The 24,252-nt window shown below is 70.3% G+C and carries 21 protein-coding genes; 11 read left to right on the top strand and 10 right to left on the bottom strand.

The features are described 5' to 3' along the window. The first annotated feature begins 9 nt into the window (after positions 1–9). The gene (locus tag H6726_12215; GenBank protein MCB9658404.1) at positions 10–1,812 is read left to right on the top strand and encodes a hypothetical protein; all 1,803 of its coding nucleotides are present in this window, start codon (positions 10–12) and stop codon (positions 1,810–1,812) included. 10 nt (positions 1,813–1,822) lie between these two features. Beyond that, positions 1,823–3,250: a DUF2029 domain-containing protein gene (locus H6726_12210; GenBank protein MCB9658403.1), complete on the top strand. Its 1,428-nt coding sequence runs from the start codon at positions 1,823–1,825 to the stop codon at positions 3,248–3,250. On the opposite strand, the gene H6726_12205 is transcribed toward H6726_12210, so the two are convergent. Next, positions 3,170–4,984 carry an acyl-CoA dehydrogenase gene (locus tag H6726_12205; protein ID MCB9658402.1) on the bottom strand — a complete coding sequence of 605 codons (1,815 nt, stop codon included), beginning with the start codon at positions 4,982–4,984 and terminating at the stop codon, positions 3,170–3,172. The two genes, H6726_12210 and H6726_12205, sit on opposite strands and share 81 nt — an antisense overlap. Positions 4,985–5,384: 400 nt before the next feature. Between H6726_12205 and H6726_12200 the strand changes: the two genes are divergently transcribed. Next, positions 5,385–5,525: a hypothetical protein gene (locus H6726_12200; protein ID MCB9658401.1), complete on the top strand. Its 141-nt coding sequence runs from the start codon at positions 5,385–5,387 to the stop codon at positions 5,523–5,525. Between the two features lie 419 nt (positions 5,526–5,944). Here H6726_12200 and H6726_12195 read toward each other — a convergent pair whose 3' ends face one another. Together H6726_12195 and H6726_12190 are read right to left on the bottom strand one after the other, a co-directional pair. Continuing rightward, positions 5,945–6,613: a hypothetical protein gene (locus tag H6726_12195; GenBank protein MCB9658400.1), complete on the bottom strand. Its 669-nt coding sequence runs from the start codon at positions 6,611–6,613 to the stop codon at positions 5,945–5,947. A gap of 22 nt (positions 6,614–6,635) precedes the next feature. Continuing rightward, positions 6,636–7,445: a hypothetical protein gene (locus H6726_12190; protein ID MCB9658399.1), complete on the bottom strand. Its 810-nt coding sequence runs from the start codon at positions 7,443–7,445 to the stop codon at positions 6,636–6,638. 379 nt (positions 7,446–7,824) lie between these two features. On the opposite strand from H6726_12190, the gene H6726_12185 reads away from it, so the two are divergent. The 4 genes from H6726_12185 (at position 7,825) to H6726_12170 (ending at position 13,086) form a co-directional block, all read left to right on the top strand. Further along, positions 7,825–10,680: a hypothetical protein gene (locus H6726_12185; GenBank protein MCB9658398.1), complete on the top strand. Its 2,856-nt coding sequence runs from the start codon at positions 7,825–7,827 to the stop codon at positions 10,678–10,680. Positions 10,681–10,779: 99 nt separating this feature from the next. Next, positions 10,780–11,520, top strand: coding sequence for a hypothetical protein (locus H6726_12180; GenBank protein MCB9658397.1), 741 nt, complete (start codon positions 10,780–10,782; stop codon positions 11,518–11,520). Positions 11,521–11,577: 57 nt separating this feature from the next. Continuing rightward, positions 11,578–12,315, top strand: coding sequence for a hypothetical protein (locus H6726_12175; GenBank protein ID MCB9658396.1), 738 nt, complete (start codon positions 11,578–11,580; stop codon positions 12,313–12,315). A 153-nt stretch (positions 12,316–12,468) separates the two neighbouring features. Continuing rightward, entirely contained in the window at positions 12,469–13,086 is a 618-nt protein-coding gene (locus tag H6726_12170) for a response regulator transcription factor (GenBank protein MCB9658395.1), read from the top strand. Here the strand turns inward: H6726_12170 and H6726_12165 are convergent. Beyond that, positions 13,071–14,348 carry a hypothetical protein gene (locus tag H6726_12165; GenBank protein ID MCB9658394.1) on the bottom strand — a complete coding sequence of 426 codons (1,278 nt, stop codon included), beginning with the start codon at positions 14,346–14,348 and terminating at the stop codon, positions 13,071–13,073. The two genes, H6726_12170 and H6726_12165, sit on opposite strands and share 16 nt — an antisense overlap. Positions 14,349–14,444: 96 nt before the next feature. Then, complete coding sequence (locus H6726_12160) at positions 14,445–15,455, bottom strand: AraC family transcriptional regulator (protein ID MCB9658393.1); 1,011 nt, start codon at positions 15,453–15,455, stop codon at positions 14,445–14,447. Positions 15,456–15,602: 147 nt separating this feature from the next. Between H6726_12160 and H6726_12155 the strand changes: the two genes are divergently transcribed. Genes H6726_12155 through H6726_12140 form a run of 4 tightly spaced genes read left to right on the top strand, consistent with a single transcriptional unit; the run spans position 15,603 to position 19,002 of the window. Beyond that, positions 15,603–16,175 carry an RNA polymerase sigma factor gene (locus tag H6726_12155; protein ID MCB9658392.1) on the top strand — a complete coding sequence of 191 codons (573 nt, stop codon included), beginning with the start codon at positions 15,603–15,605 and terminating at the stop codon, positions 16,173–16,175. Beyond that, positions 16,168–17,454 carry a FecR domain-containing protein gene (locus H6726_12150; GenBank protein MCB9658391.1) on the top strand — a complete coding sequence of 429 codons (1,287 nt, stop codon included), beginning with the start codon at positions 16,168–16,170 and terminating at the stop codon, positions 17,452–17,454. Before H6726_12155 ends, H6726_12150 begins: the two co-directional genes overlap by 8 nt. Continuing rightward, complete coding sequence (locus H6726_12145) at positions 17,451–18,458, top strand: hypothetical protein (GenBank protein MCB9658390.1); 1,008 nt, start codon at positions 17,451–17,453, stop codon at positions 18,456–18,458. Before H6726_12150 ends, H6726_12145 begins: the two co-directional genes overlap by 4 nt. Further along, complete coding sequence (locus H6726_12140) at positions 18,448–19,002, top strand: hypothetical protein (GenBank protein MCB9658389.1); 555 nt, start codon at positions 18,448–18,450, stop codon at positions 19,000–19,002. Before H6726_12145 ends, H6726_12140 begins: the two co-directional genes overlap by 11 nt. 72 nt (positions 19,003–19,074) lie before the next feature. Here H6726_12140 and H6726_12135 read toward each other — a convergent pair whose 3' ends face one another. The 5 genes from H6726_12135 to H6726_12115 form a co-directional block, all read right to left on the bottom strand. Beyond that, entirely contained in the window at positions 19,075–19,380 is a 306-nt protein-coding gene (locus tag H6726_12135) for a hypothetical protein (GenBank protein MCB9658388.1), read from the bottom strand. Positions 19,381–19,467: 87 nt separating this feature from the next. Then, on the bottom strand, positions 19,468–21,294 hold the full coding sequence (locus H6726_12130; protein ID MCB9658387.1) for an IS66 family transposase: 1,827 nt from the start codon (positions 21,292–21,294) through the stop codon (positions 19,468–19,470). Between the two features lie 82 nt (positions 21,295–21,376). Further along, positions 21,377–21,733 (bottom strand): IS66 family insertion sequence element accessory protein TnpB, encoded by a 357-nt coding sequence (gene tnpB, locus H6726_12125; protein MCB9658386.1) that lies wholly within the window; start codon positions 21,731–21,733, stop codon positions 21,377–21,379. Further along, entirely contained in the window at positions 21,730–22,083 is a 354-nt protein-coding gene (locus H6726_12120) for a hypothetical protein (protein ID MCB9658385.1), read from the bottom strand. The genes tnpB and H6726_12120 overlap by 4 nt, the downstream gene beginning before the upstream one ends. Positions 22,084–22,392: 309 nt before the next feature. Further along, on the bottom strand, positions 22,393–24,132 hold the full coding sequence (locus H6726_12115) for a radical SAM protein (protein ID MCB9658384.1): 1,740 nt from the start codon (positions 24,130–24,132) through the stop codon (positions 22,393–22,395). Between the last annotated feature and the right edge of the window lie 120 nt (positions 24,133–24,252).

The raw sequence follows: 24,252 nt of genomic DNA, 5'->3' as shown, positions 1-24,252 counted from the left end.
GCTCCGCGCGTGCGCAGCCGCCCCGACCTCAGCGTGTACCTGAGCCCCCAGCGACCCACCCCGGGGGAGCGCCTGCACGCGCGTGTCGTGCTCACCAGCCGGAGCGAGACACCGTACGACCTCATCGAGGTCACGCTCGTCGGGCGCGAGTCGCGCTACGAGCATACCAGCGGCAGCGGCGACGATCGCACGTCGCACTACCACCGCCGCGAGGTGATGCGGCTGCGCGCACGCTTCGACGCGGGGGTGCTCGCGCCGGGGACGTCGGAGAGAATGGTCACCTTCGACATCCCACGTGACGCGCCACCCGCGTACAAGAGCCGCCTCGCATCCATCTCCTACACCCTCGGCGTGCGCGTGCACATCCCATGGTGGCCAGACCGCCAGGCAGCTTACACCGTGCCGGTGGAGACCCCGCCCGAGGGTCCTGGCCGCCCTCGGCCGCAGCTGTTCACCACGCTGCGCGGTGAGCAGCGCGATGACACCCCCGTGCTGGAGTTGTCGCTCGAAGACGATCGGCTGGCGATAGGCGGGCAGCTGGCGGGCGCCGTCGCCCTCACGGGGCTGGGCAACAAGCGCGTGCGTCGGGTGGAGCTGGCGTGCGTGACGGTGGAGACGCCGCTGGTGAAGAGCAGCACGGGCACGACCGACGTGGACCATCGCACGTGGGTCCTGCACAAGGGCACCCCGGCCGACGGTGCGTCCATCCCGTTTCGGCTGGCCATCCCCAAAGACCTCGCACCGACGTTCCGCTCGCCCTACATCCGCGTCACCCACGCCATCGAAGCGCGGGCCGTGGTGGCGCTGGGATCGGACATCGTCCTGCGCGTGCCCGCCGTGGCGCTGCGCTCGAAGGGCACCAAGGAAGCGTCCGTGGTGCCGCTGCTCGGCAGCGCGCGTCACGCCACCGTGTGGCAGGCGGCCCTCCGCGAGGTGCAGAAGCTGCGCCTGAGCGGTCTTCGCGACCTGCGCTACGACGCCGAGCACGGGGTGGGCAGCTTCGCCTGCCACGAGGTGTCCGTGGTGCTGGCGGAGGAAGAGGGCGCGGCACGCAAGCGGCGAACGCAGCGGAGCTCCCTCGTGAGCGCGGACGACACGGGCCCGTGTGTGACCGCCGAGCTCAGCTGGCCGGCCCTCGGGCTGGACCTGCGCGTGGCGGAGCGCAGGTGGACCGACTTCGGGAAGCCGCACGCCGCCCTGGATCGGTCGCTTCACCGCCGCTTCACCGTGAAGGCGCGTGAGCCGGAACAGGCGGCCTCGCTGCTGACCCCGGCGCTGCGTGACGCGCTGTTCGCATTCGACGAGGCGGGCCTCGACGACGAGCGCGTGGTCGTGCTGCGTCGCGGCGGCGTCTACCGGGAAGCGAGCCTGGTACGCTTCGTGCGCGAGGTGCACCGGCTGGCCAGCGTCGTCGCGCCGCTGCTCGCAGGCATCGCGCCCCCGAGCGCCTTCGCGGCCGACGCCGACGCGTGGCGCGCGCTCAGCCGAGCCCACGGCGCGCGCCTGCGCCCGGGGGACTTCGCGCTGGTGGACTGGTCCATGCGGGGCGTGCCCTTGGTGCTCACGCACCGCTGGGAAGACGGCACCCCCGTGAGCAGCGAGCTGAGCACCACCTTGCCCGAAGGGGTGGACACGGACGCCTGGCGCGACGCCCTGGGCAAGGCCGTGCGCGGCACGGGCTTCGTTCACCGCGGCCGCGTGGGCGCCACCCTGCCCTCGCTGGCGCGCCCCGACACGCTGCTGGGGACCGCCGAGGCGTTTGCCACGTGCGTGACACGGCTGTCGGGTGCTGACATGGCGCCCTACCGCTGAGCCGAGCCCCATGCGCCCACGCCCCGACACGCCGCCCTCCGAGAGCCGCTCGCCCGCGTGGGCGCTTGCGCTGCTCGCGGTGCTGGGCGTCGTGCACCTGGCGGCGGCGTGGTCCATCGTGCGGCAGCCCTTTGGCGCGCCCCCCGCCGAGGCCCCGCTGCGCTTCCTGTTCAACGACGGGACGCACCGCATGGGGCCCGGGGCGGACTTCATGGCGCTCTACGGCGCAGGGGCGGCGGCGCGCGCCGGGCAAGACGTGTATGGGCGCATCCCCGACGACGCGGGCGTGCCCTACGCGTTCCCTTACCGCTACTCGCCCGTGGTGGCCTCCTCGCTGGGCGCGGCGCTCAGCATGCTCAGCCCGCGCGCCGCCTTTGTGCTGTGGTGCGCGCTGCTCGAGCTGCTGCTGCTCGCCTGCCTGCGCGTGTGGTGGCGCTACACCGCGGGCGGGCTGCAATGGTTCGGGGCGTGCGCCCTGCTGCTGTCCACGCCCTTCCTGCTGGAACTTCAGATGGGGCAGTTCACGTTCGCGGCCACGGCGTGCGCGTTCATCGCGCTGCTGCTGGCGTGGGAGCGGCCGCTGGTCGCGCCTCTCGCGCTGGCCGCGGGGGCGTTCCTGAAGACCTTCCCGCTGGTGGCGGTGCCCGCCTTGCTGCGCCGCCGCCCGGAGCCGTTCGTGGTGTTCAGCGCCTTCACGCTGCTGTTGGGCGCGGACGCAGCCCAGCGCCCCGACGCGTGGCGCACCTTCCTGCAACTGAACTTCGGGGCCACGCACCTGGCTCCCACCTCGGACGCCGGCAACTACGGCGCGCTGCACGCTGCGGCGCAGTGGGGGCGCGCGCTCGAGGCCCTGCCCTTCGGCCCCGCGGAGGTGGACGCGGCAGCGTGGTGGCTGCGCATCGGTGCCCTCGCGCTGGCGTGCGCGGTGGTCCTCCGCGTGCGCAAGCGTCCGCACGGCACGGAGACGGCGGGCGCGGCCCTGCTCCTGGGGCACTTCGTGTCGTACGCGCACGTGTGGGAGCACCACTACGCCGGCGTGCTGCTGGCGGGGCTGTTGGTGACGCGCGCGGCGCACGGACTGCGGCGCCCCGTGGTCACCGGCGTCGCGGTGGTGTGCGTGCTGCTCATGACTGCCCCCACGCCGTTCTGGCTGTGGGACACGGCGCACGACCCGCGCGTGTGGGACCCGGCGGCACGCTGGACCCCACTGCAGTGCGCGCTGCTCCCCACGTTCAAGGCGGGCCCCGCCCTCACGCTCTACGCGCTCACGCTGGGGCTCGCCGTTGTCGGCCCGCGCCGCGCGCTGGGCTCACCGCACGGCACGGACGCACCGCGCGGCTCGGGCCCAAGCGCCAGCTCAGAAGGCGGCCTCGTCCAGGTCCATCAGCCCCAGGTCCGTGGCCTTGAGCTGCCGCAGGCGGACGCTCAGCTCGGGTAGAACCTCCTTGGCGAAGAAGCGCGCCGACGCGATCTTGCCGTTGTAGAACGCCACGTCCGCCTCGCTCGCGCCCTCGCGGCTCTTCGCGGCCAGCACCGCCTGGTCCAGCAGCAGGTACGCGATGATGACCTCGGCCAGCGACTCCAGCATGCGGTTGGCGTTGAACCCGATGAGGTAGATGGACTCCTTCATGAAGGCCATGCACGCCATCAGCATCTGCTGCATGGTGCCGAGCGCCTCGGCCAGCAGGGCGCGCTCGTTGGCGAACGCCGGCCCGCCGCGCTCTTCCTTCAGGAGCGCCTGCGCGTCGCCCAGCACCCCACGCAGCGTGGCGCCGCCGTCGCGGGCGATCTTGCGGAACACCAGGTCGAGCGCCTGGATGTGTGTGGTGCCCTCGTACAGCGTGTCGATCTTCTGGTCGCGGATGTACTGCTCGATGGGGTAGTCCTTGCAGTAGCCCGACCCGCCGAAGGTCTGCAGCGACACGGCCAGCAGCTCGTAGGCCTTCTCGGAGTTGTAGCCCTTGATGAGCGGCAGCAGCAGGTCGGAGCGCCGCTCCAGCTCGTCCAGCTCGGCCTTGCTGTGGTTGGGGTCCGCCGCCATGGCCGCGATGTCGTCCTGGATGCGCGCGCCCCAGTAGGTCAGCGCGCGCATGCCCTCCACGTGCGCCTTCTGCAGCATGAGCGTGCGGCGCACGTCCGGGTGCTCGATGATGCGCACGCGTGGCGCGCTCTTGTCCGCCATCTGCTTCATGTCGGCGCCCTGCACGCGCTCCTTGGCGTAGGCCAGCGCGTTCAGGTAACCGGTGGACGCGGTGGACATGGACTTGAGCCCGATGAACATGCGCGCGTGCTCGATGACGCGGAACATCTGCCGGATGCCGTCGTGCACTTCGCCCACCAAGAGGCCGCGGCACGGGATGCTGTCGCCCATGGTCAGCTCGCAGGTGGCCGACGCAGAGAGGCCCATCTTCTTCTCGATGGCGCTCACGAACACACCGTTGCGCGCGCCGAGCGTGCCGTCCTCCTCCACCCAGAACTTGGGCACGATGAAGAGGCTGAGGCCCTTGGTGCCGGCCGCTGCGCCCTCGGGGCGCGCCAGCACCAGGTGCACGATGTTGTCCGGCCCGTCGAAGTCACCGTTGGTGATGAAGCGCTTGGTGCCCTCGATCTGCCACACGTCGCCCTCGACGTGCACGGCCTTGCTGCGGCCCGCGCCCACGTCCGAGCCCGCGTCCGGCTCGGTCAGCACCATGGTGCCGCCCCAGCGCTTCTCGAGCATCTGGCGCACGTAGCGCTCCTTCTGCGCCTCGGTGCCCAGCCGGTCGATGATGGTCGCGATGAACGTGCCGAACAGATAGAACGCGACGGCGGGGCTGGCGCCACACACCAACTCCAGCGAGGCCCAGCGCACGCTGGGAGGCGCGCCAACGCCACCGAGGTGTGGCGGCAGCTCGAGCGCCTGCCAGCCGCCCTCGTAGAACGCGTCGATGCCCGCGCGGATGCTGGGCGGCAAAGTCACGTCGCCCTCCTCCAGCTTCAGCGGCTCACGGTCGCCCGGCTCGAAGCTGTCGGCGATGACGCCCGTCGCGAGCTTCTCCACCTCCAGCAGCACGCTGCGGGCGGTGTCTTCGTCCATCTCGGCGAAGGGGCCGGTGCCGAGCACGCTCTGGATGCGCCCGTACTCGAAGAGGTTGAACTGGAGGTCGCGGAGGTTGCTCTTGAAGTGGGTCATGATGAATGCCGATTCAGTCTGACAAACGATACTCGCGTGTCAACTGTCAGCGATTCGAAGTAATGTTCCTGACGTGGTGTGATTGGGAGCAGCAAGGGCACCCTCGGCCCTCGGGCACGCTTTTCTGAAGAGGCTGTCTCAGAAGCAGCGTGGAAGCAGCGGACGTCCATGAAGTGGTGCGCCCCGGACTTCAGAGGCTGTCTCAGAACTGCTGACTGTTCCCTGAATTGGGGCACCCCGGACTAAAGTCCGGGGCAGCGATCATGCTGATCGCCTGCTCAAAGTCCGCCCCCTACGGAGGCGGACTGCGTCTTGGGGACTGCCGGCCGGTGGTTGGCGAGACGGATCTGGTTGGTGTTCGCGGCGGCGTCTCGTGCACAGCACTTCAGTGTTCAGCGGAATGAGCGGCGTCGTGGTGCTCGCGCTGGCGCTGCACGTAGCGGACGATGGACCCGAGGTCGGCTGGACCGAGGGGGACTCGGCCGGGGAGCCGCCCTGGCAAGCCATGGGCTTGCGGGAAACGGCACCGGTCAACTCGTAGGCAGAGGCGCCTTTGAGCCCCTGCACGAGGTCGCCCAGCGCCACGTCGTTGACGAGCCGAACGACGACGTGGATGTCCTGCGGTCCTCGTCGAACGGCGAGCTAGGGACAGCGAACCTCGAGCGACGAACCGTCTTGGTCAACGCCACCCCGGATACCGAGGCGCGACCATCCCGCCACTCACGTGGCTGCAGCCCGCAAGGCGCAGTCCGCCTCCGCAGGGGGCGGACTTTGAGCAGGCGATCACCTGATCGCTGCCCCGGACTTTAGTCCGGGGTGCCCCAATTTGTGGACCATCGCCCCTTCTGAGACAGGCTCTTCAGTCCGCGACGCCCCCGTTTCGGGACATCTTTCCGTTCTGAGACAGGCCTCTTCAGTCCACGACGCCCCAATCGGTGAGCGTCCTCGAGACAGCCCCCTTCACCCCGGCGTGCCCGCCGGATGCAGCCGCACGTCGTTGAACGCCCAGAGCAGCACGAACCCGAACGCGCTGACGATGTGCCACAGCGCGTGGTGGCTGATGACGCGCAGGTCCACCTTGGTGCCATCGGCCGACGCCAGCACGACCCCGAGCACGAAGGTGAAGAACACCGCCGTCAGCAACCCGCGCGCCCGGGGAGGTACCTGGCTCCGGGCGCGGAACAAGAGCGCCGTCACGCCGAGCGCGTCGAGGATGAGCACCAGCTCGCCCACGTTGAACCCACCGTGGCGGCCGAAGCGCATCGGAAAGGGCACGCGCCCAATCACGGTCTCGGCGCCCATCCACAGCACGGCCAACGCGTTGAGGGTGCTGGACGCCAAGAGCACACGGCGCTGCGCGGCGGGCGCGTAGTAGTCGCGCAGCACCGCCACCTGGATGCCGAACGCCAGCAGCAGGTTCGAGCCCGTGTCCGCCCAGCGCCAGCCGGGGTCGAGCGTGGCGTGCCAGCCCAGCGTCGGCACGCCGGTCACCACGATCAGGCCGTAGGCCACGCGCCACCGCAGAGGCTGGGGGCGACCGAGCCAGCACAGCAGCAACGTGACCACCCCCGCGCCGAGGGTCGCAAAGCTGGTCACCGAGTTGGCGAGGTCGGGGGCCGACAGCTCCATGGTGTGCGCGGTCTCGTCCCCCCTACGCGCGCACGGGCTCGTAGCTGGGCACGGGGCCCACGGCGAGCAGCGCGCGCACGTCCTCGAGGGGCTGCTCCAGCAGCGCGAGCCAGTCCGTGGTGGGCAGCCAGCGCGCGCGTAGACCGCGCACCAGGCCACCCACGATGACCTCGCGGTTCTCGAACACGCGTGGGTCCACGAGGCCCTTCGCGCCCGGCTTGCCTGCCACTGCGCTCATCAAGAGCCCGACCGCCACCAGGAAGCCCACGCCCAGGTTGCCCATCTGCGCGAAGCCGAAGGCCAGCAGGGCGAGCTCACCCACGATGTCCCCGCGGTAGCCCGTGAGCGTGTGCCACAGGTCGTGCGTGTCGCGCATGTACTCGCGCAAGAACGCGAGCTCGGGTGAGGTCACGTGCTCTGTGATGCGCCCCTGCCGCGACGCCTCGACGAGACCGTCGGCGGTGATGCCCTCCGCCTCGACGAAGGCCAAGTAGGCTCGCCCGAGGCTGCCCTCCGGCATGCGCCGGAGTCCGTCGCGGTCGGCCAAGGCCTGCACCACGGGCGGCCGCTTGGCGAACAAGGCGCGCCCCTCGTCGGACTCCAGGAAGTGCCCCACGTGCCGCACCTCCAGCGGCCCGATCATGGACTCGAACAGCGTGAAGACGTGACGCGTGTCGTTGGGGTCCTCGAGGATGCCCTTCAGCCCACCGGCGATGCGCGTGGGGTGGAACATGGGCATGCCCGCGCGCTGCATGAGTCGGGCGGTGCGGACGAAGAGGCTCGCTTCGTCGCGCAGCGACCGGAGCGGCAGCGGGGAGAGGGGCAAGGCCATGCCGCAGACTACCACACTGTCAGGGGCACGAATGCGCAGGGGATGGAGCCGCGGCGCACGCCGGGCGCTCACACAAAAAGCATTGACCGAAGAGGACACCAGCGGCCCGCATCGCGCTCACGGAGACAACTTTCAATAATCGGCAGCGCGTTCCACCACGAGTACGAATCGAATACAACATGCAAAATTTGCGCGAATTTTCGATATCGATCGTCACCAAAGGGGTTCACGCACCGCGTCATTTACCTGCGTCCAACCGCTTACCCTGTAGTAACAAGCAAAAATGTACAATTTGTACACAAAAATAGAATCATCACTTTTAAGTCGAAAACAACACGTTTGATAGGTACACATGGCGCACCTCGGAAGGAGACCGCCCATGACCCACACGTTCCAACCTCGACGCTCGCCGCTCTCTTGGTCCGCGGGCCCACCCCAGGCCAGCAAGCCGCTTCTGTCCACCGACCACGCGCGTTGGGCACCGACTGCCGCGCGCATGTTTCTCGTGCTGAGCGCGCTCGTCGCAGGCTGCGCTGGCGACGCACCGACAGCCGCCAACACCGAAGCGGTGATCCCCGCGGACTACCCCGGCGCCGCCGGGCCGACCCCCACGTCGGCTTGCTACGTCGCCATGCACGACCGCGGCGTCGACGCCGCATGTGCCAGCTGCCTCTGCGGGCGCTGCGAGACGCCGGCGCAGGCCTGCGCCGGGAACGCGCAGTGCGTCGCTGCCGCCAGCTGTGCGCTCGAGAACGGGTGCACGGGGCGCGACTGCTACTGCGGCGGTTCGCTGCTGTGCTCGGTGTTGCCCACGGGCCCGTGCCGAGACGAGTACCGCGCGGCCTCGGGCGTGACCGGGTGGACGCGCATCCAGCGCGTGCTCTCCGCAGGCGACCCCAACAACGCGCTCGTGCGCGCCGAGGCCGTGGCTGGCTGCAGCGGGCCCGCGGACTGCGGCACGCAGTGCAGTGACGAAGCCGCCGACACCTGCTTCTTCATGAACGACGAGGCCTGCCAAGACCGCTACTGCAGCGTGGACACCGCGCGTGAGCTCGCGCGCGCCGCTTCTGCCGCGGCGCCGGCGACACCCGTGATCACGCGCGTGCGCGTGAACGGTACCTCGCGCTGGACGTCGGGCAGCACCAGCCCCGTGGTGCTTGCCCCAGGCGACCGCGTGGTCCTCGAAGGCACCGGCTTCGGCGCGGGCCCCGACGTGGACTTCGCGAAGATCATGGTGGGCAACAGCCGCGTGCTGGAGACCGACCTCTCGATGTACGAGCAGCGCCTGAACATCCTCGACGGGCCGTCGGCGCCCGCCCAGGTGAACTACGAGCTGCCCGAGACGCACAGCACGTGGGACCGCGACGTGGTCTCGTGGACGCCGACACGCGTCACGTTCGAGGTGCCGGTGCACGTCGGCGCGGGAGGTCCCATCGTGCTCCAGGTGCAGAAGCGCATCGGCACCATGGAGTCGCTCACGCTGCCTGGTACGCCGCACAGCGTGGTGGACGCCCAGACGCTGCGCATCACGGACCGCGAGTTCGACTTCGCGTGCGACGTGGTGAGCGAGCTCGGCCCGGTGCGCACGTCCAACGCCATCCCCACCACCATCAACAACCCCATGTTCTCGGACTTGGTGGCGCGCGGCGAGGAGATCTTCTGGTCGTACGACTACAACATCGGCCTGGCCCACGCGTTCCGCGACCTGGACTGGACACGCATCCTCGACGGCACCGCCACCGACCCCGTGCGCGGTGGCCCAGCCGACCCGCGCGTGCTGTTCGGCGCCATCCCCACGGTGCGCGGCGAGGTGCCCGACGCCGCGATGGACGACGTGTACTTCGACCCCTACCCCATGGCCAACCCCATCCCCGGCTTCCTGGCCGTGCTCGGTCGCCAGAAGCTCGAGGGCAACACGCGCGACACGGGCTTCGTCGGCTACCGCTACGCCGAGTCACAGCACCCGTTCAACGGCAACGGCGAGTGGATCGGCTTCAACTGCGCCTCGTGCCACGGCTACCGCGTGAGCTACCAGCGCGGCAACGACCAGATCACGCGCGTCATCCCCGGGCTCCCGAACCCCAACTGGAGCATGAAGTGGACCGTGCTGGGCGAGTTCGAGGGCGTGGTGGGCAACGAGCCCGGCCCGCACTGGGCGCCCGGCGACGGCGACATCGACAAGACCTCCATCGCCTACCACATGCCCTACGGCGCGGGGGAGCACGACATGGTGCGCGGCTCGGACGAGGGCAGCTCGACCGACAACGACTACATGTTCTCGCCCATCGCGATCCCGAACGTGACGAACTACATGCCCATCCGGCGCTCGCTCTCGCACACCGAGTCGTACGTGGGCTTCGAGGGCTCGTACATCCACTCGGAGGAGCCCGACGGCGCGATGGGCTCCATGGACGCCGTGTCGCTGCAGGCGCTCACGGCCTACATGACCACGCTGCGCGAGCACGACGACGACCTGCGCAACGTGGGCCTCTCGCGCTGGCTGGCCCACGAGGGTGAGCGCGACGCGCTGGTAGGCGCAGGCGTGTCCGAGGGGCAGTTCGTGCAGCGCGGGTGGCAGGACTTCCCAGCGCTCAGCAACCGCGTCGCGGCCGGTCGCGCCACCTTCGAGACGCGCTGCGCCAGCTGTCACAGCGACGGCATGGGCGTGAACAGCAACGAGCGCATGATCCGCCTGGACGAGGTGGGGCGCTTCTTCACGCCCACCATCTACCAACGCCACACGCAGTCCATCCGCGCGACGTTCCTGCGGGACCTGTACTGGGTGCAGCACCGCGGCCTGTTGACGGACGGCCACGTGCGCAACCTGCCCGAGCTGGTGCACCCCGACCGCTGCACCAGCGGCACGCCGCTGTACGACCGCTACTACACGCTGCACGCGCCCACGCCGAACATGCCCAACGCGGGGCCCGACTTCCCGCCCGACGACCGGCCGGGCGCCAACCCGCGCGGCGACGTGTTCCGCATCCCCCGCTACGACGGGACCACGGCCGAGGGGCGCGCGCGCAACCTCTTCGTGGAACGCCACCGCTACTTCACCACCGTGCCGTGGGATCCGGCGCACTACTACTGGGACTACCAGGCCATGCGACGCGACTACGGCCCGGACGAGCTGGGCACCAACCAGCCCATCGGCATGCCCGACGCGCCGCACCCGTGGTGCGCCGGGAGCGCCGCCGAGGTGGACGACCTGGTGCTGTACCTGCTGACCCTCTGACGGCTCGATGAACCAGGTGGGGGCGGCCGACTGTCCCCATCTGGCTACTCATGGTCATGGGGTGTCGGGCGCAGAGGCACGGGTTCTATGTTCTCGAGCGTGATCAACCACCTCGAGACCCCCCGCGCCGCTCCGCTCCTCGTGGCCGCCGCCACCTTGGTGCTGAGCGGCTGCTTCGTGGAGGCATCGGCAGGCATCTACACGGTGGCCGCACGGGACACGCGGCCGGTGGCCGCCTCGTACGGCCTCGCGGCAGGCTTCTATCTGGACCCAGGCAAGGTGCGCGTCGCGGTGGGTGGGGGCGGGCAGCTGCTGGCCACCAGCCGCGCGCCCGGGCAGGGCACCGCGCGCTACTTTCCGGGCGGCGCGCACGTGCGCTTGGACGCGACGGTGGCCCGCCGCCGCATGCTGTACCGCCTCACCGCGATCGGTGAGTTCGTGGGGCCGGTCGGCTTCGAGGCGGAGGGGTCGGACGAAGGACTCTCCGTGCTGGACGGCGCGCGTGCCGGCGGGGGCTTCGTGGGCCTCACCTTCGCGGACTACCTGTCCGACAACCTCGGGCTGCACATCGCGGTGGGGCCTTCGTTCGTGGTCGCCCGCTCGGCAGACCTGGGCCCGCTCACGGCGTTCGGCGGGCAGCTGCGCGTGACCCTCAGCTTCAAGCTGGGCGGCATGGGCGCGCTCTTCCGCGCCGGATACGACTCCCGCGACGCACAGCTGCGCATGCGGCGCGCGGCCGAGGCCAACCAACGCGAGAACCAGCGCCTGGGCCAAGCCATTCGCGACGAAGAGCGGCGCTCGCGCGAGCAGCGGGAGCGTCAGGAGCGGCTGGGGCGCTGATGAGGCTCGCGACACGCGCGTGCCACGACATCTGACCACATGGAAGGGACAGCCAGGATGACGAACAAGATCAGGACCAACGAGGGGGCCGCGGCGCTCGCTCTCGCCCTCGTCATGGGCGCGCCGCTGCTGGCAGCCGACGCGGGGTGTGGCGGCGCGGCGACACTGCCGCAGCCAGGACGCACGGCGCTGGCCGCACGCGAGACGGGGGCCCGGAGCGCGGGCGTGTCGCTGTGCGACGAGGTGACCGCCGCCAACCTGAGCTTCGAGGCGCCCGTGCTGGGCGGGCGGGTCGGGCGCTCGGACTATGCGCAGGTGGACGGCTGGGAGGCTCCGACGGGGCGCGTGATCATCGGCCGCGTGGACCCTAGCCGCACGCCGCTGCAGACGTCGGCCTACGGCAGCCAACACGGGCTCCTCCACCCCTTGCTGCCGGTGACCAGCGGCCAGCCCGGCAACGAGCTCGAGACCACCATCACGGTGGAGCCGGGTGCGCGCTACGCGCTGGTGTTCTCGGTGGCGTCGCTGCGCTCGGGCAACCAGCTGCGACTCAGGCTGGAGGGCACGGACGCCGAGCCGCGCTCGCTGCCGGTTCCCGAGGGGGCGTGGCGCGAGGAGGTCGTGCTGTTCACCGCCACGGGCCCACGCGTGCGGCTCGAGGCGTTCGCGCCCACACCCACCGTGGACCACGGCGCGCTCGCCTACAACCGTGGCGAGGTGGACGTGCTGTTCGACATCGCGGGGGTGTTCCGCGTGTGCGACGCGCCCACCGAGAGCGCTGCGGATGCTCCCTGACCCAGGCCGCCACGCTCGCGGCGTTCGCCCTTCCCCGGCGCACACGGGCTCGGTAGATTCGCGTCGGCCCTACGTGTCGAGGCGCGCAGCGGCGGCTCGACACACTCGGACCACGACGCGCCGGCGACACCGTGGAACGCCGAGGCGACTCTCGTGAACGACGAAGCTCTCCGCATCCTGCTGGTCGAAGACCACCCCCGCTATCGCGAGGCCCTCGCGGACGCCCTCGTGAGCGTGGGCTTCGCGGTCACCGCCGTCGCCTCAGCCGAGGAGGCGCGTGGGACCCTCGATGACGCGTTCGCGCTTGCCGTGGTGGACCTGCACCTCGAGTCGGAGGTGGCCGGCACCGAGCTGATCGCGGAGGTGGTGCAGCGCGGAGGGCGCGCCCTGGCGCTGACGGCCGCCACGGACGAGCGCTCTGTGTTGGAGGCCCTCGACCGCGGCGCGTCGGGCTACGTGTCCAAGGCGGACCCCCTGTCGCGCGTGCTTGGGGCGATCGAGGACGCGCTCGCCGGGCACAGCCCGCTCTCGAGCGACGTCACGCGCCACGTCATTCGGCGGGCCGCCCTGCCCGAGGTGCGCCTGTCCCCGCGCGAACAGGACCTCCTGGTGGTGCTCGCCCGGGGGCTCACCTACGCCGAGGCGGCCGACGCGCTCGGGATCCGCATGGGCACCGTGCAGACGTATGTGCGCACGCTGTACCGGAAGCTGGGCGTGTCGAACAAGGCCGAGCTGTGCGCCTTCGCCTACGAGCATCAGCTGGTGCGCTGAGCGGCGAGCGACGGGCGCTCTTCGACACCGACCGGCACGCGCAGCACGCAGCGAATGCCGCGCTCGGGCGCGTCGCTCCATTGCACCTGGCCGCCCAGGGCCTCGGCCCGCGCGCGCACGTTGCCCATGCCGCGCGCGGGCGAGAGACCCGCCACACGGCCGCGCCCGTCGTCCGTGAGCGTCACCTGTAGGGTCGCCGACGTTCCTGGCCCGCTCAGCAGCTCGACCACCCCCGTGAGGCAGGTCGCGCGCCCGTGGACGAGCGCGTTGTGCGCGAACTCCTGTGCCACCCGCAGCACGTTGGACGTCACGCTGCCGGGAACGCGCGGCCCGAGCGGGGTCGCCACGCGAACGTCCACCTCGGCGCGCTCGCCAGCGATGGCGCGCAGCACGCGCCCCACCTCTTCACCCAGCTGGCGCGGGCTCGCCGCCTCGCGATCCACCGACGTGAGCACCGCGCGCAGCTCCGCCACCCCCGCGCGGACGCTCTCCTGCAGCTTGGCCGACGCGCTCGACCCCTCGATGCCCAGCGCCTCGGCGTGCAGCAGCGCCGCGCTCAGCTCGGCCCCGAGCCCGTCGTGTAGCTCCCGCGCGATGCGCGCCCGCTCGTGCTCCACCAACGCGCGCCCCGCCCGCTCGGCCAGCAGCTCGCCCCGCGCATTGACCTCCTCCGCGGCGCGACGGGAGCGGGCCGCAACGTTCATGATGAGCTGGATGCTCAACGCGATGACAGCCGCGAAGGCCGCGTCGGTCATGGCGCCACGCACGAGGAGGGCCACGACGGTGAGCGACGTCCCCACACCGATGATGTTGATGTAGCGCCGGAGCCGGACGATGGAGTGCGTGGCGATGACCCCCGCGTAGATGAAGTCGAGCCAGTACACCGTGCGCGCCGTCCCCGCGGCGCCGATGAGGAGCGCCGTCCCGAGCGCCAAGCACACCGCGCTCACCCACGTGCAGCGCGCGTAGGCGACGTTGGCTGGGTCACCGCGGTACGCGACGGACGCCGCGACGGACGCCGCGCCATACAGCCCAAAGACGAGCGCGCTGAGGTGCCAATGCACCCCCGTCAGCTCGAGCCCGCCTGGCAACGCAGGCAGTGCACCCAACGCGGCCACGCCCAGCAGCTTCAGCGCGGTGCCTGCCCTCCCCCGCCACTCGCTCGTTTCCCGCGCCAAGCGCGCGAGGGCGTTGCGCTCGGCCCGCGCTCGGATCTCCTCGGGCGTCGGGATGGCGATGGCGTCGGGCTGCGCGGGGGCCACGCACGAACGATACCGCGGCGCCGCGCCGGGTCCCCCCCGAATTGGGTCCCCAGCGCAGCGCCGCGAAAAGCCAAGCTCACCGTGAGAGCGCGTGCGTCAGTGCGCCATCACGGCCTGAGTCTGAAACTCCCTCGGGGTCACGCCCGTCCAGCGCTTGAACGCACGGTGGAACGCCGAGGGCTCCGCGAAGCCCAAGGTGTAGGCCACCTCCTTGATGGAGGAGTCCGGCCGCTGGAGCGCGTCGCAGGCCAGCTCCTGGCGCGCCTCGTCCACCAGGTCGCGGAAGGTGTAGCCCAGGCGCGCCAGCCGACGGCGCAGGGTGCGCGCGCTGAGCCCAAGGGCCGAAGCCACGGCCTCGTTGTCTGGGCGGCCCAGCTGCACCTGGTACTTGAACGAGTCCTTGACCCGCAGGCGCAGGCGCTCGGCGGTCTGCCGCTCGCCCAGCATGCGCTCCGCCTTGTCGCACATCAGCTGGCACACCCAGGCGTCGGCGTGGCGCTGGCTGACGTCCAGCGCGCTGCGGTCGAAGAGCAGCTCGTTGTGCTCGGCCCCCCACGTGAGTGGAATGCCCAACAGCTCCTCCACCTCGGCGGCGTTCCGGGGCCGCGGGCCGGTGAGGCGCAGCTCGCGGATGCGGGCATCGCCCCCGAAGAAGTGGGGGTTCATGCGCGCGGCGAGGTACCCCAGCAGGAGCTCCGTCGCGAAGCGCGCGGCGCCGACCCCGAGGTCCGGGTGTGCGCAGCGGAAGCACCCCTCGTCCCCGCGCTCCTCGAGCTCACACCCGACCCCCTCGACGACCAAGGGGGCGTAGCGCCGAAAGAGGGTCAGCGCGTCGCGCAGGGTGCGGCTGTTCACCAAGACGAAGCCCACCAGGTGCGCCGCCCCGGCAGGAGCGTGGTACCCAGCACGCAGACCCGCCGCCGGGTCGTCCAGCAGGTCCACCGCCGCCAGGATGAGCCGCTCGTAGTCCACGATGGTGAGCTCTCCCCGCGGGTCGTCGAAGCGCCAGGCGGGCAGGTCGGCTTGACGGAGGAGCTGGTCGACGGGCTTGCCGCGGCGTTCGACCTCGCTGACGACGGCTCGTGCGAGCGCGATGGACACGTACATGACGAAACTTCTCCCTGCGGTGTGGGGGCACGGGGCGCCGTTCCTGGCGCTCCCCCCATCGATGCCGCGTGCCCCCCGAACCGGCTCAAAAAAAAGTCGACGGAGGAAAATTGAGCCGTTCTCGGAGGGGGCGGTCATTAATCGGGTGTGAACCACCCCCTGCCACCCCTGCGCGTCGTGCCGTCGGCCCCCGAGGGGTCCGGCCCGGAGTCCGGCGCCAGCGCGGTGGCGAGCCGTGACCTGGGGGCCCTCTACGTGCGGTACGCGTCCTACGTGGGCGCCATCGCCCTGCGCCTCACGGGGCGCCCCGACGAGGTCGACGACTTGGTGCAGGACGTTTTCTTGGCCGCTCACCGGGGCCTCCAGCGACGCGAGAGCGAGGCGGAGATCAAGGGCTGGCTCGCCACCGTGACGGTACGCATGTCCCAGCGACGGCTGCGGCGCCTGCGCCTGCGCGGGTTCTTCGGGCAGGACGACGGCGCGCGCTTCGACGAACTGGCCGCGCCTGGGGCCAGCCCCGAACAGAAGGCGCTGGTGGCGCGCATCTACCGCGCGCTCGAGCGCGAGCCGGTGGCGCACCGCGTGGCGTGGATCCTGCGCCGCGTCGACGGACACACGGTCGCCGAGGTGGCGGCGCTGTGCGACTGCTCGCCGGCGACGGCCAAGCGACGCATCGCGGCCGCATCGGTGGCGATCGAGGAGGTGATTGGCCGTGGCTGAGCACGAGACGAAACTCGCCGAGGCGCTCCTCTGGGTGCGAGAGGACTGGAGTGAGGAGCGCGTCCGGCGCGGGCGGGTCGCGCTGGAGCGAGCCGCGGCGCGCCGACGACGCGCGCAGCGGGCGACGGTCGCGGGCGTGACGGGCCTGGCCCTGGCCGCGAGCTTCGTCGCTGCCTTCTGGCCGCGCGCGCCGCAAGAGGAGGCGTGGGCGGCCTTCTCCCCCATCGGGGTCACCGCGCCCGACCCGGCGGCGGGGCCCGACACCCCCGGCGCGCTGCGCTTCCAGGACGGCTCGGTGGCCATCCCGCTGGGCACCGACACCGCCATGGCGACGAGCCTGGACGAGCCCGAGCGCGCGGGCCTCGAGCTGATGGGGGGCTCGGCGCGTTTCGACGTGGTGCCGCGCCCCTCGCGCTCGTTCGAGGTGCGTGTGGGCAGCGTGGTGGTGAGCGTGCTGGGGACGCGCTTCGACGTGCGCCGTCAGCCCCGACACGTGCTGGTGCACGTGCAGCGCGGGCGCGTACGGGTGCAGTGGCTGGGCGGCGAGCGCATCCTCACGGCCTCACAGAGCGGGCTGTTCCCGCTCGAGCTCGATGGTGCCGGGACGGTCGAGGGCCCTCCAGGAGCCAGCGACGTTGCGTCCGTCTCCGCCCCGAACGGGACCGACGGAGGCGGCGTTTCGGCGCTCGACACGGCGCCCGACGCGTTCGACCTGGACTTCACCCTCGAGGAGCTCGAGCTCGAGGCGGCCGAGGCGAACGCGGCCGGCGCAGGCGCGAGTGACGCCGCCCGGGACGGGGCGCGCGGCGAGCATGGCGCCCAGGTCGGAGCGCACGACTGGCGCAGCATGGCGCGCGCAGGGCGCTACGACGACGCCTACGAGGCCGCGCGCGGGGTCACCGTCGGGAGCTCCATGGGCGACCTCATGCTGGCGGCGGACACGGCGCGGCTGACGGGGCACCTCGCGGAAGCCGTCACACACCTCGAGCGCGCCCTGCAGCTGCACCCGGGTGACCGCCGCGCACACCTGGCCGCCTTCACCCTGGGCCGCGTGCAGCTCCAACAAGGGCAACCGCAGCGCGCCGCCCGCGCCTTCGCCCGCGCCCAGCAGCTGGACCGCGCGGGGGTCATGACCGAAGCCGCGCTGGCCCGCGAGGTCCAGGCGCTGGCGAGGGCCGGCCAACGCGATGCCGCCAGCCGACGGGCGCGCGTGTACCTCCAACGATTTCCGAGCGGACGCCACGCCGGGAGTGTGAGAGCCTATGCCCACGCTCCGTGACGTGTTCCGCCGTGATGACAGGCAGGCGTGCGCCCTTGGCTGCGCTCGCGCTGCTGCTCGTGCTCATGACCACCGTGGACGTCTCTGCCCAGCGGGCGCGCTCGACACCTGACGAGTCCGTGGACCTCGAGCTGCAGCTCGAGCCGTGCGTCGCACACCTCGAAGAGCGGTTGCGCGAGATCATCGCCATCGAGCTGCGCACCAGCGCGCGGGTGGACGAACACGCCGCTCGTGAGAGCTTCGTCGCTCGCGTGCGCTGCGTCGACGATGGCGTCGTGCTCTCGGTACGCTCGGAGGGCGAGGAGGCGCAGACGGAACAGGCGCTGGGTGCCGCTGCGTTGCGAGGCCCCGACCCCGCGCGCACGTTGGCGCTCTCCATCGTGGAGCTGCTCGAGCCAGCCATCGCCGAAGCCGAGGCGCGCCACGCCGCGGAGGAAGCCGAGGACGAGGCGCGACGGACGCAAGAAGGAGACGCTGCGCCGGGAGGGGGCCCATGGGAGCTCGCGGCGGCCTTGGTGTGGCGGCCGCCCTTCACGAGTCACCCGAACATGGGCGGTGTTCGCGTGCGTGCGCTGCGCCGCTTGGGGCAGCGGCTGCGTGTGGAGTTCGGAGCGCACGTGGAGCGTGGTCGCCGAAAGGTGCCCCTCGGGCGCGTCTTCGCGACCTCGCTCGCGCTCGATGCGAGCCTGCTGGCCGCGTGGTTGGTGGGCAACGTGCGCTGGGCCACCGGAGCAGGGCTGCGTGTTGGCGAGACATTCTGGCGCGGGCGCTCGAACGACCCCGACGTGACCGGCTCGCGCTTCCGCTCGGCGCACCTGGACCTGTTCGTGCGTGGCCTCGTGGACTGGTATGTTGTGGAGCGATGGGCTGTGCGCGTCGATCTCGAGCTGGGTGGTGCCATGGCCGGTAGCCGCGCCGACGCGGTGGGTGGCGAAGACAGCACCAACACGTCGGTGACGGGGTTCCGCGCCGCCCTCGCCGTGGGGGTCGTGCATGCCTTCTGATGCGTACCCGATCGCGGCCCGCGCGGTGGCCCTCGCGCTCTGCGCGGCATGCACCGTGCAGCTGGGGTGCGTCGACGCGGGCGTGGTGCTCGAGCGCGTCGTCGTGGATGGGTCCATCACGCCCGACGCGGGCGTGGACGGCGACAGCGCGGTGGACGCGGGCGACGCCGCCGTGGACGCGGGCCCCGACGCCCAGCAGGACGCAGGCCCGACGGGCAACGTGACCATCTACCTGACGGGCTTCGACGCGTACGCCGGGATGACCATCTACGCGCGCTTGGGAGCGCTCTCCGGCGTGGTCGTGAGCGCCACCATCCAGCCGGACGGTACCGCGGTGATGGTGCTCAACCAGATCTTCACCATCCTCTCGTCGACGTACTTCGAGTCGTACGTGGACGTGGACGGGTCGGGCTCCTGCAGCAGCGGCATCGACCACCTGGCGGCGTCCAACGTGTTCCTGACGCGCAACGGCGACAACTACACCGTCACCCTCGACGAGTCCGACACGACCTCGCCGCTGCTGGGGTGCCTGGTGCTCAACTGAAGCGCCCTTGGGGCACCCCAGTCTCTGAAGTCTTGACACCCCCCGGTTTCGTCGACCGCGCGAGTGGCAATTTCACAGGCTCGGGGCGAGGGGGATGGAGCTACACGTGACCCTTGGCGCAAGGCGGAAGCGGACCGTGCGCACGCCATCCGTGAAGCGAGGTTGCAGTTCGTCCATGGACTCGAGGGCGTGTGCGATCCGGGCGTGCGGCGCGGGCGGGAGCGGCAGCTCGATGGTGACGACGACGTGGCGCTTCTCGAAGCGGAGCGTCCCGGGGGCCTGCAGGAGGGCCATCAGGGTTCGCGCCCGCGTCGAGGCTTCGTGCTCACGGTCGTTCGAAGAGAGCGCGTCCCCGAGGCGGTCGACGAGGTCGCGCACGGGTAACCGCTGCATAAACCCGCTCTCGTCGAGCGTGGAGGACCGCCTCACACTGGGCTCATGCTTCCGGCGACCAGCTCGACGCGCTCAGGCGCGGTCCTCCGCGGGCGACTCTTCGCCCGGGCGGCGCAGCGGAATCGGGTCGGGCACGGTGATCCATCCGACCTCGGCCGCGAGCTCGGCGGGATCCAGTCGGGCGCGCGTCTGGTTCCAGAAGAGCGGCGCGAGCTCGAGGTAGCGGTCCTCGGGCCAGCAGGGGAGGACGCGGATCAGGTCACGGATGTACTCGCGGGGGTTCAGGTGGTGGAGCTTGGCGGAGGCGATGAGCGTGAGGTGCGCCCCGGCGTTCTCGGCGTGCTTGGTGCTCCCGGCGAACAGGGCTGCGTCGCGGATGCGGACCACCTTCCGCAGCTCGCGTTCGCTCCAGTTGTTGTCGATGCGCAGCCGTCCGTCAGCGAGCACTGCACGGAGAGGACCCTCCTGACGGACGACGTACCCCAGCGCAGCGCGGGCGGGGCCGCGGCGCTTCTTCTCGCGCTCGTAGTGCTGCTTCGCGAAGTCGACGAACTCGTCGATCAAGGGCGCGAGGTGCTGCAGGCGCCGCGCCTTGACTGTGGACGGGGGAGGCTTGCCGGCACGGCAACGCCGCTCGACCTCGAAGATCTTGTGCAGGTACACAAGCCCCTCGCGCCCTATCGCCAGCTTTGCGAACGCGGCTTCGAAGAACTTTCTCCGCGCATGCGACCAACACCCCACCTCGGTGGGCAACTCGTCGTCGGGCGCGTCGGGATCCGCCGGGCGAAAGAGCGCGTTGTACACGCTACACGCGTCGGCCTGGATGTGACCGCCGTAGCCTTTGAACAGCGTGACGACGTCTTCGCTGCGCTGGCGCTCCGTGAAGTTGAACAGGATGTGGTCGCGGTCCGCGATGCGCACGAAGTAGTGGCCCTTGCGACAGGGCCGCCGTGGGCCGTCGTCGAGCTTGCCCGGCTGCACCGCGAAGCCCGTGGCGTCCGTGGCGATGCAGAAGGCGCTCTCCATCGCGTCCCGCTCCATGGCGGCGACGATGGTCTCGTTGAAGCGCGAGCCGAGCTGGTCGAGCCAGCGGCACATCGTGCCCCGGTCGATCGAGACGCTCTCGAAGAGCAGCTCTTGCTCCTGCCGGTAGAGCGGGAGGCCTTTGCTGAACTTGTCGGTGATGACCTCCGCCAGCATCGACGGCGCCGCGAGGCAGCGCGGCAGCAGCTCGGGCGGCATGTCCGCCGTGAACATCTCGGTGCGCCCGTTCTCGTCAGGGGACGTGGCGTAGGTCGTACGGAGGATCTCAACGTGGATGTACTCGGCAGGCTTGCGCCCAAGCTTGTGGCTGACCTCTGGCTCCGGCAGGCGACGGGCCAGCCCGGCCTCAACGAGCTTCTCCATGTGAGGATCCGTCAGCGACACAGTCTCCTTGCGCAGCCCCATCTCCTCTACCCGGCGACGCCCGGTCGACTTCGACCGGCGCTTCTTCTTCGCCTCCGGGTCGTTGCTGTCACCGCTCTCGTCGCTCGGGTCACCGTCGCTCTCGGACGGGTTGCCCATGACGCCCGCGAGCGCGTCCAGCTTCTGCGTCAGCGTCTCGAACTCGAGCTGCAGCTGCGTGGTGTCTGCACGCTCCGCGGACGCGATGAAGATCTTGCGCTTGAGTAGCTTCAGCTCCAGCTGCAGCTGCATGTACGCCTCGCGCAGCGCCTCATACTGCGCGGCCTGCTTGGCGATCTGCACCGCCGCGGCATCGAGCTTGGCCTCGCGCGCAGCAAGTGCCGCGTCGCGTGCGGCGAGTTCGGCGTTGCGCTCCGCGAGCGCGGCCACGAGCTTGTCCACGAGCTCGCCGCGCTCTCCGGTCAACGACTCGAGGTCTGCCTTCGTCGCCATCGCTGGGTCGACTCATAGGATCTAGGATCCCGCTTGTCCATAGCCAGATCCGAGATTCTTCACGCACGCGCACGCTATCGGATCAATGCACCGACGGAGTGGTGTTGCGCTTCGCACGCGCGCGCGGAGGAGGCAGCTCTATGCCGTCTAGCAGCACGTCCAGCTGGTCCTCGCTCAGCTCCACCACGCGTCCTTCGTCGATGGGCTCGGGGAGCTGGAAGCGTCCACGGTCGAGGCGCTTGTAGAAGATGCAAAGGCCCGTGCCGTCCGCGAAAATCGCCTTGAGGGCGGTGCGCCGACGGTTGAAGAAGATGAAGAGTCCACCGGTGCGCGGCGAGCGGCCGACGCGTTCCTGCACCTCGCCTGCAAGGGTGTCGAAGCTCTTGTGCAGGCTCACCGGGTCGAGCGCGACGAACACCTCGATATCGGCCGGGATCATCGCACCACCTCCGGGCGCTCGAGCACCGCGAGCACGCGCGACAGCGTCTCCTCGTCAAACCCGCGCTCCACCTCCACGCGCACCGCCCCAACCGACAGCCGCACCCCGGTGCCGCGCGTCACGGACGTGGCCGTCACCGTCGGCCGCGTCGGACGCACCAGAGCCATCCGAATCCCCGCGCCTGACTTCGCGATCTTTCGCGCCGCCTTCTTCTCGTCCTGCATCCGCGCCGACCACGACCAGAGCCTGTTCACGTTCAGGCCGTGCGCCGCGCAGTACGCACGCGCCGTGTCTCCGCTCGCTCGCCACGCACGCACGTGATCGGGCCATTCACCCTGGAGTCTCTTCATCCCCCGAGCGTGGGGCTCGCTCCGCATCTCGTGAAGAGCGGGTCCATGCAGCGGTTACGCGTGGGGCCCGCACCGAACCTCGTGAAGAGCGGGTTCATGCAGCGGTTACGGCTGGCGAGCGCGGTCTGAGCGCGCGCGAGGGCACCGGAGCGGACGTAGCTGGTGGATACGAGACCCGCGTGACGGATCTTGTGGAAGCCCATGGGCAAGGTGTGAAGGATCTGGTCTGCGGTCCTGCCTAGACAAATCTGGTCGTTCGCCGCCCTTCATTCGGCTCTCGAGTGTGGCCTCCTCAGCGGCTGAGCGTGTCTACCGGCTGGTGACGAGAGGCGCGACATGAGCTGCCATGGCATCGATTGCGCGCGTCAGGAGCAGGCTTGCGCGCTGGTCAAGCTGCGCCGTTCCGTCCGAGCGGTACATGAAGCCACAGCCCGCCGCGTCGCGAAACGACGGCCCCGCTTCCACGGGCCGCGCGACCAGTTCGTACGATGCACGCTCCACGTCCAAACGGACCACCACCTGGCCGGTCGAGCGGATGACCTCGCCAACCCGGCAGTGTCCGTGAGTAGCGCGTGTCACGGCCGCGACGATGGCCGCATGCACGCCCGCCGCCGCCACCTCGCCCTGAGGCAGATGGGCCGGCACGCGACGGACGTTGGCCATGTGGTGGCCAAGTGGAGGCGGGGTTGCTGTGCGATCGAACGACCACCATGGGGGATCCACCAGCATCTCCACATAGTCCTCGAGCCTATCGCCGCGTCCCACTCGAGGTTGCTGCTGGTTCACGCCCTCGGCCCGAGTCTTTTCGTCCACCCATTCGCAGGTGTCGCGAAGCTCGGTCTCGCTCCACCCTGGTCCAGACTGGATCTCGAGGGTGATGGGGTGAAAGCGGAGCTCATCCGAGTTCTCGTAGCGGCTCATGAGGGCGTCCGGGAGGACGAGACAGTGGTAGACGCGCACGTTGCACGGAAGGTCCGTCAAGAACGCCATCGTTTCCTTGAACCCCGACGGGCTGTCGCCGGGTAGACCCACGATGACCTCCACGGTGACCCGCGCGACCCTTGCAAGGTCCTCGACGGCCTTGGCGAAATGGTGAGGCTTGAACGGGCGGTCGACGGCCTTCAGTACGTCGGGGTTGGCGCTCTGCAGCCCCAACCCGACGCTGGAACGGGCGTTTGCCAGGAATTCGAGGTGCTCCGGCTTCATCATATGGGGATACATCTCGGTGTCGAAGTACCGCCCCTTGAGGAATCCCGTCTGTGCTTCGGCCTCGGCCAGGTTCTTGAACGCCCGCGCGTTGAGGTTGAGCCCCGCATCGACCATCGAGACACCGAGAAGGTCGCTCTTGGACATGGCCTCGAATTCCTCGATCAGCGCATCGACGGAAAGGACGCCGGACGAGGGGTCGAGGTTTCCCCATTGGCAGAAGGCACACGACATGGGGCAACCACGATAGGTCTCCATGTACGCCGTCGCCCCTTTGGGAGACAGGCCCATCCGGTACGGAGAAGGCAGCCTGTCGATGGACAAGGGCTGGAGCGGCGAGGGCGTCTTTCTCCAGCCTAGAGGACTCTGCAGTGCCAACCCCGGGATCGCGGCAAAGCTTCCGACGCCGTGGCCGTGGTTCGCCGCGATGTCGGTGATGAGCTGTTCTCCCTCCCCGAGCGCGAGCACGTCGATGAACTGAGCTGCTTCCCTAAAGGGAGCCAGGGAGAGCATGGCGGGCCGCGCCGAGGGACCTCCGAACACTGTCAGGCAGTGCGGCGATGCCATCTTGATGGCGCGGGCCAACAACGCGAACGTCGGCAGCGACCAGAGATAGGCAGACGCCCCGAGTAGGTCTGGGTCGAACGCAACCAGCTCATCCACCCACGTGGAGAGTGACTCGGCGCCCATCTCGAATACCCGCACGTCGCTGTCTGCGAGGCGTGGATCGCTCATCAGTGACGCCTGTAGGCGCCGCACCGCCAGGTTGAACGACACATGACGCACCCCCACACGCCAGGGGCTGAGGGACACGAGCGCAATTCGACGCGCTGCCTTGCTCATGAGCGACCAGAGAACGGACCGAAGAGTGACACAACGCGCGAGCCAGGACTCGACATGTGAGTAGCCTAGCTCATCCACGCGTGACGACGCCATGTCCTCGGCACCATGGCCGAACACGTA

Source organism: Sandaracinaceae bacterium, assembly GCA_020633055.1.
GTDB lineage: Bacteria > Myxococcota_A > Polyangia > Polyangiales > Houyiibacteriaceae > JADJJE01.
Note: the sequence above shows the minus strand (reverse complement) of the source record. Positions and strands in the feature narration are given on the sequence as shown.

Bases quoted from the DNA above. Each gene is read 5' to 3' on its own strand.
- H6726_12210 (MCB9658403.1), top strand. From the start codon at position 1,823: ATGCGCCCACGCCCCGACACGCCGCCCTCCGAGAGCCGCTCGCCCGCG.
- H6726_12205 (MCB9658402.1), bottom strand. From the start codon at position 4,984: ATGACCCACTTCAAGAGCAACCTCCGCGACCTCCAGTTCAACCTCTTC.
- H6726_12200 (MCB9658401.1), top strand. From the start codon at position 5,385: ATGAGCGGCGTCGTGGTGCTCGCGCTGGCGCTGCACGTAGCGGACGAT.
- H6726_12195 (MCB9658400.1), bottom strand. From the start codon at position 6,613: ATGGAGCTGTCGGCCCCCGACCTCGCCAACTCGGTGACCAGCTTTGCG.
- H6726_12190 (MCB9658399.1), bottom strand. From the start codon at position 7,445: ATGGCCTTGCCCCTCTCCCCGCTGCCGCTCCGGTCGCTGCGCGACGAA.
- H6726_12185 (MCB9658398.1), top strand. From the start codon at position 7,825: ATGACCCACACGTTCCAACCTCGACGCTCGCCGCTCTCTTGGTCCGCG.
- H6726_12175 (MCB9658396.1), top strand. From the start codon at position 11,578: ATGACGAACAAGATCAGGACCAACGAGGGGGCCGCGGCGCTCGCTCTC.
- H6726_12160 (MCB9658393.1), bottom strand. From the start codon at position 15,455: ATGTACGTGTCCATCGCGCTCGCACGAGCCGTCGTCAGCGAGGTCGAA.
- H6726_12140 (MCB9658389.1), top strand. From the start codon at position 18,448: ATGCCTTCTGATGCGTACCCGATCGCGGCCCGCGCGGTGGCCCTCGCG.
- H6726_12130 (MCB9658387.1), bottom strand. From the start codon at position 21,294: ATGGCGACGAAGGCAGACCTCGAGTCGTTGACCGGAGAGCGCGGCGAG.
- tnpB (MCB9658386.1), bottom strand. From the start codon at position 21,733: ATGATCCCGGCCGATATCGAGGTGTTCGTCGCGCTCGACCCGGTGAGC.
- H6726_12120 (MCB9658385.1), bottom strand. From the start codon at position 22,083: ATGAAGAGACTCCAGGGTGAATGGCCCGATCACGTGCGTGCGTGGCGA.
- H6726_12115 (MCB9658384.1), bottom strand. From the start codon at position 24,132: ATGAGCAAGGCAGCGCGTCGAATTGCGCTCGTGTCCCTCAGCCCCTGG.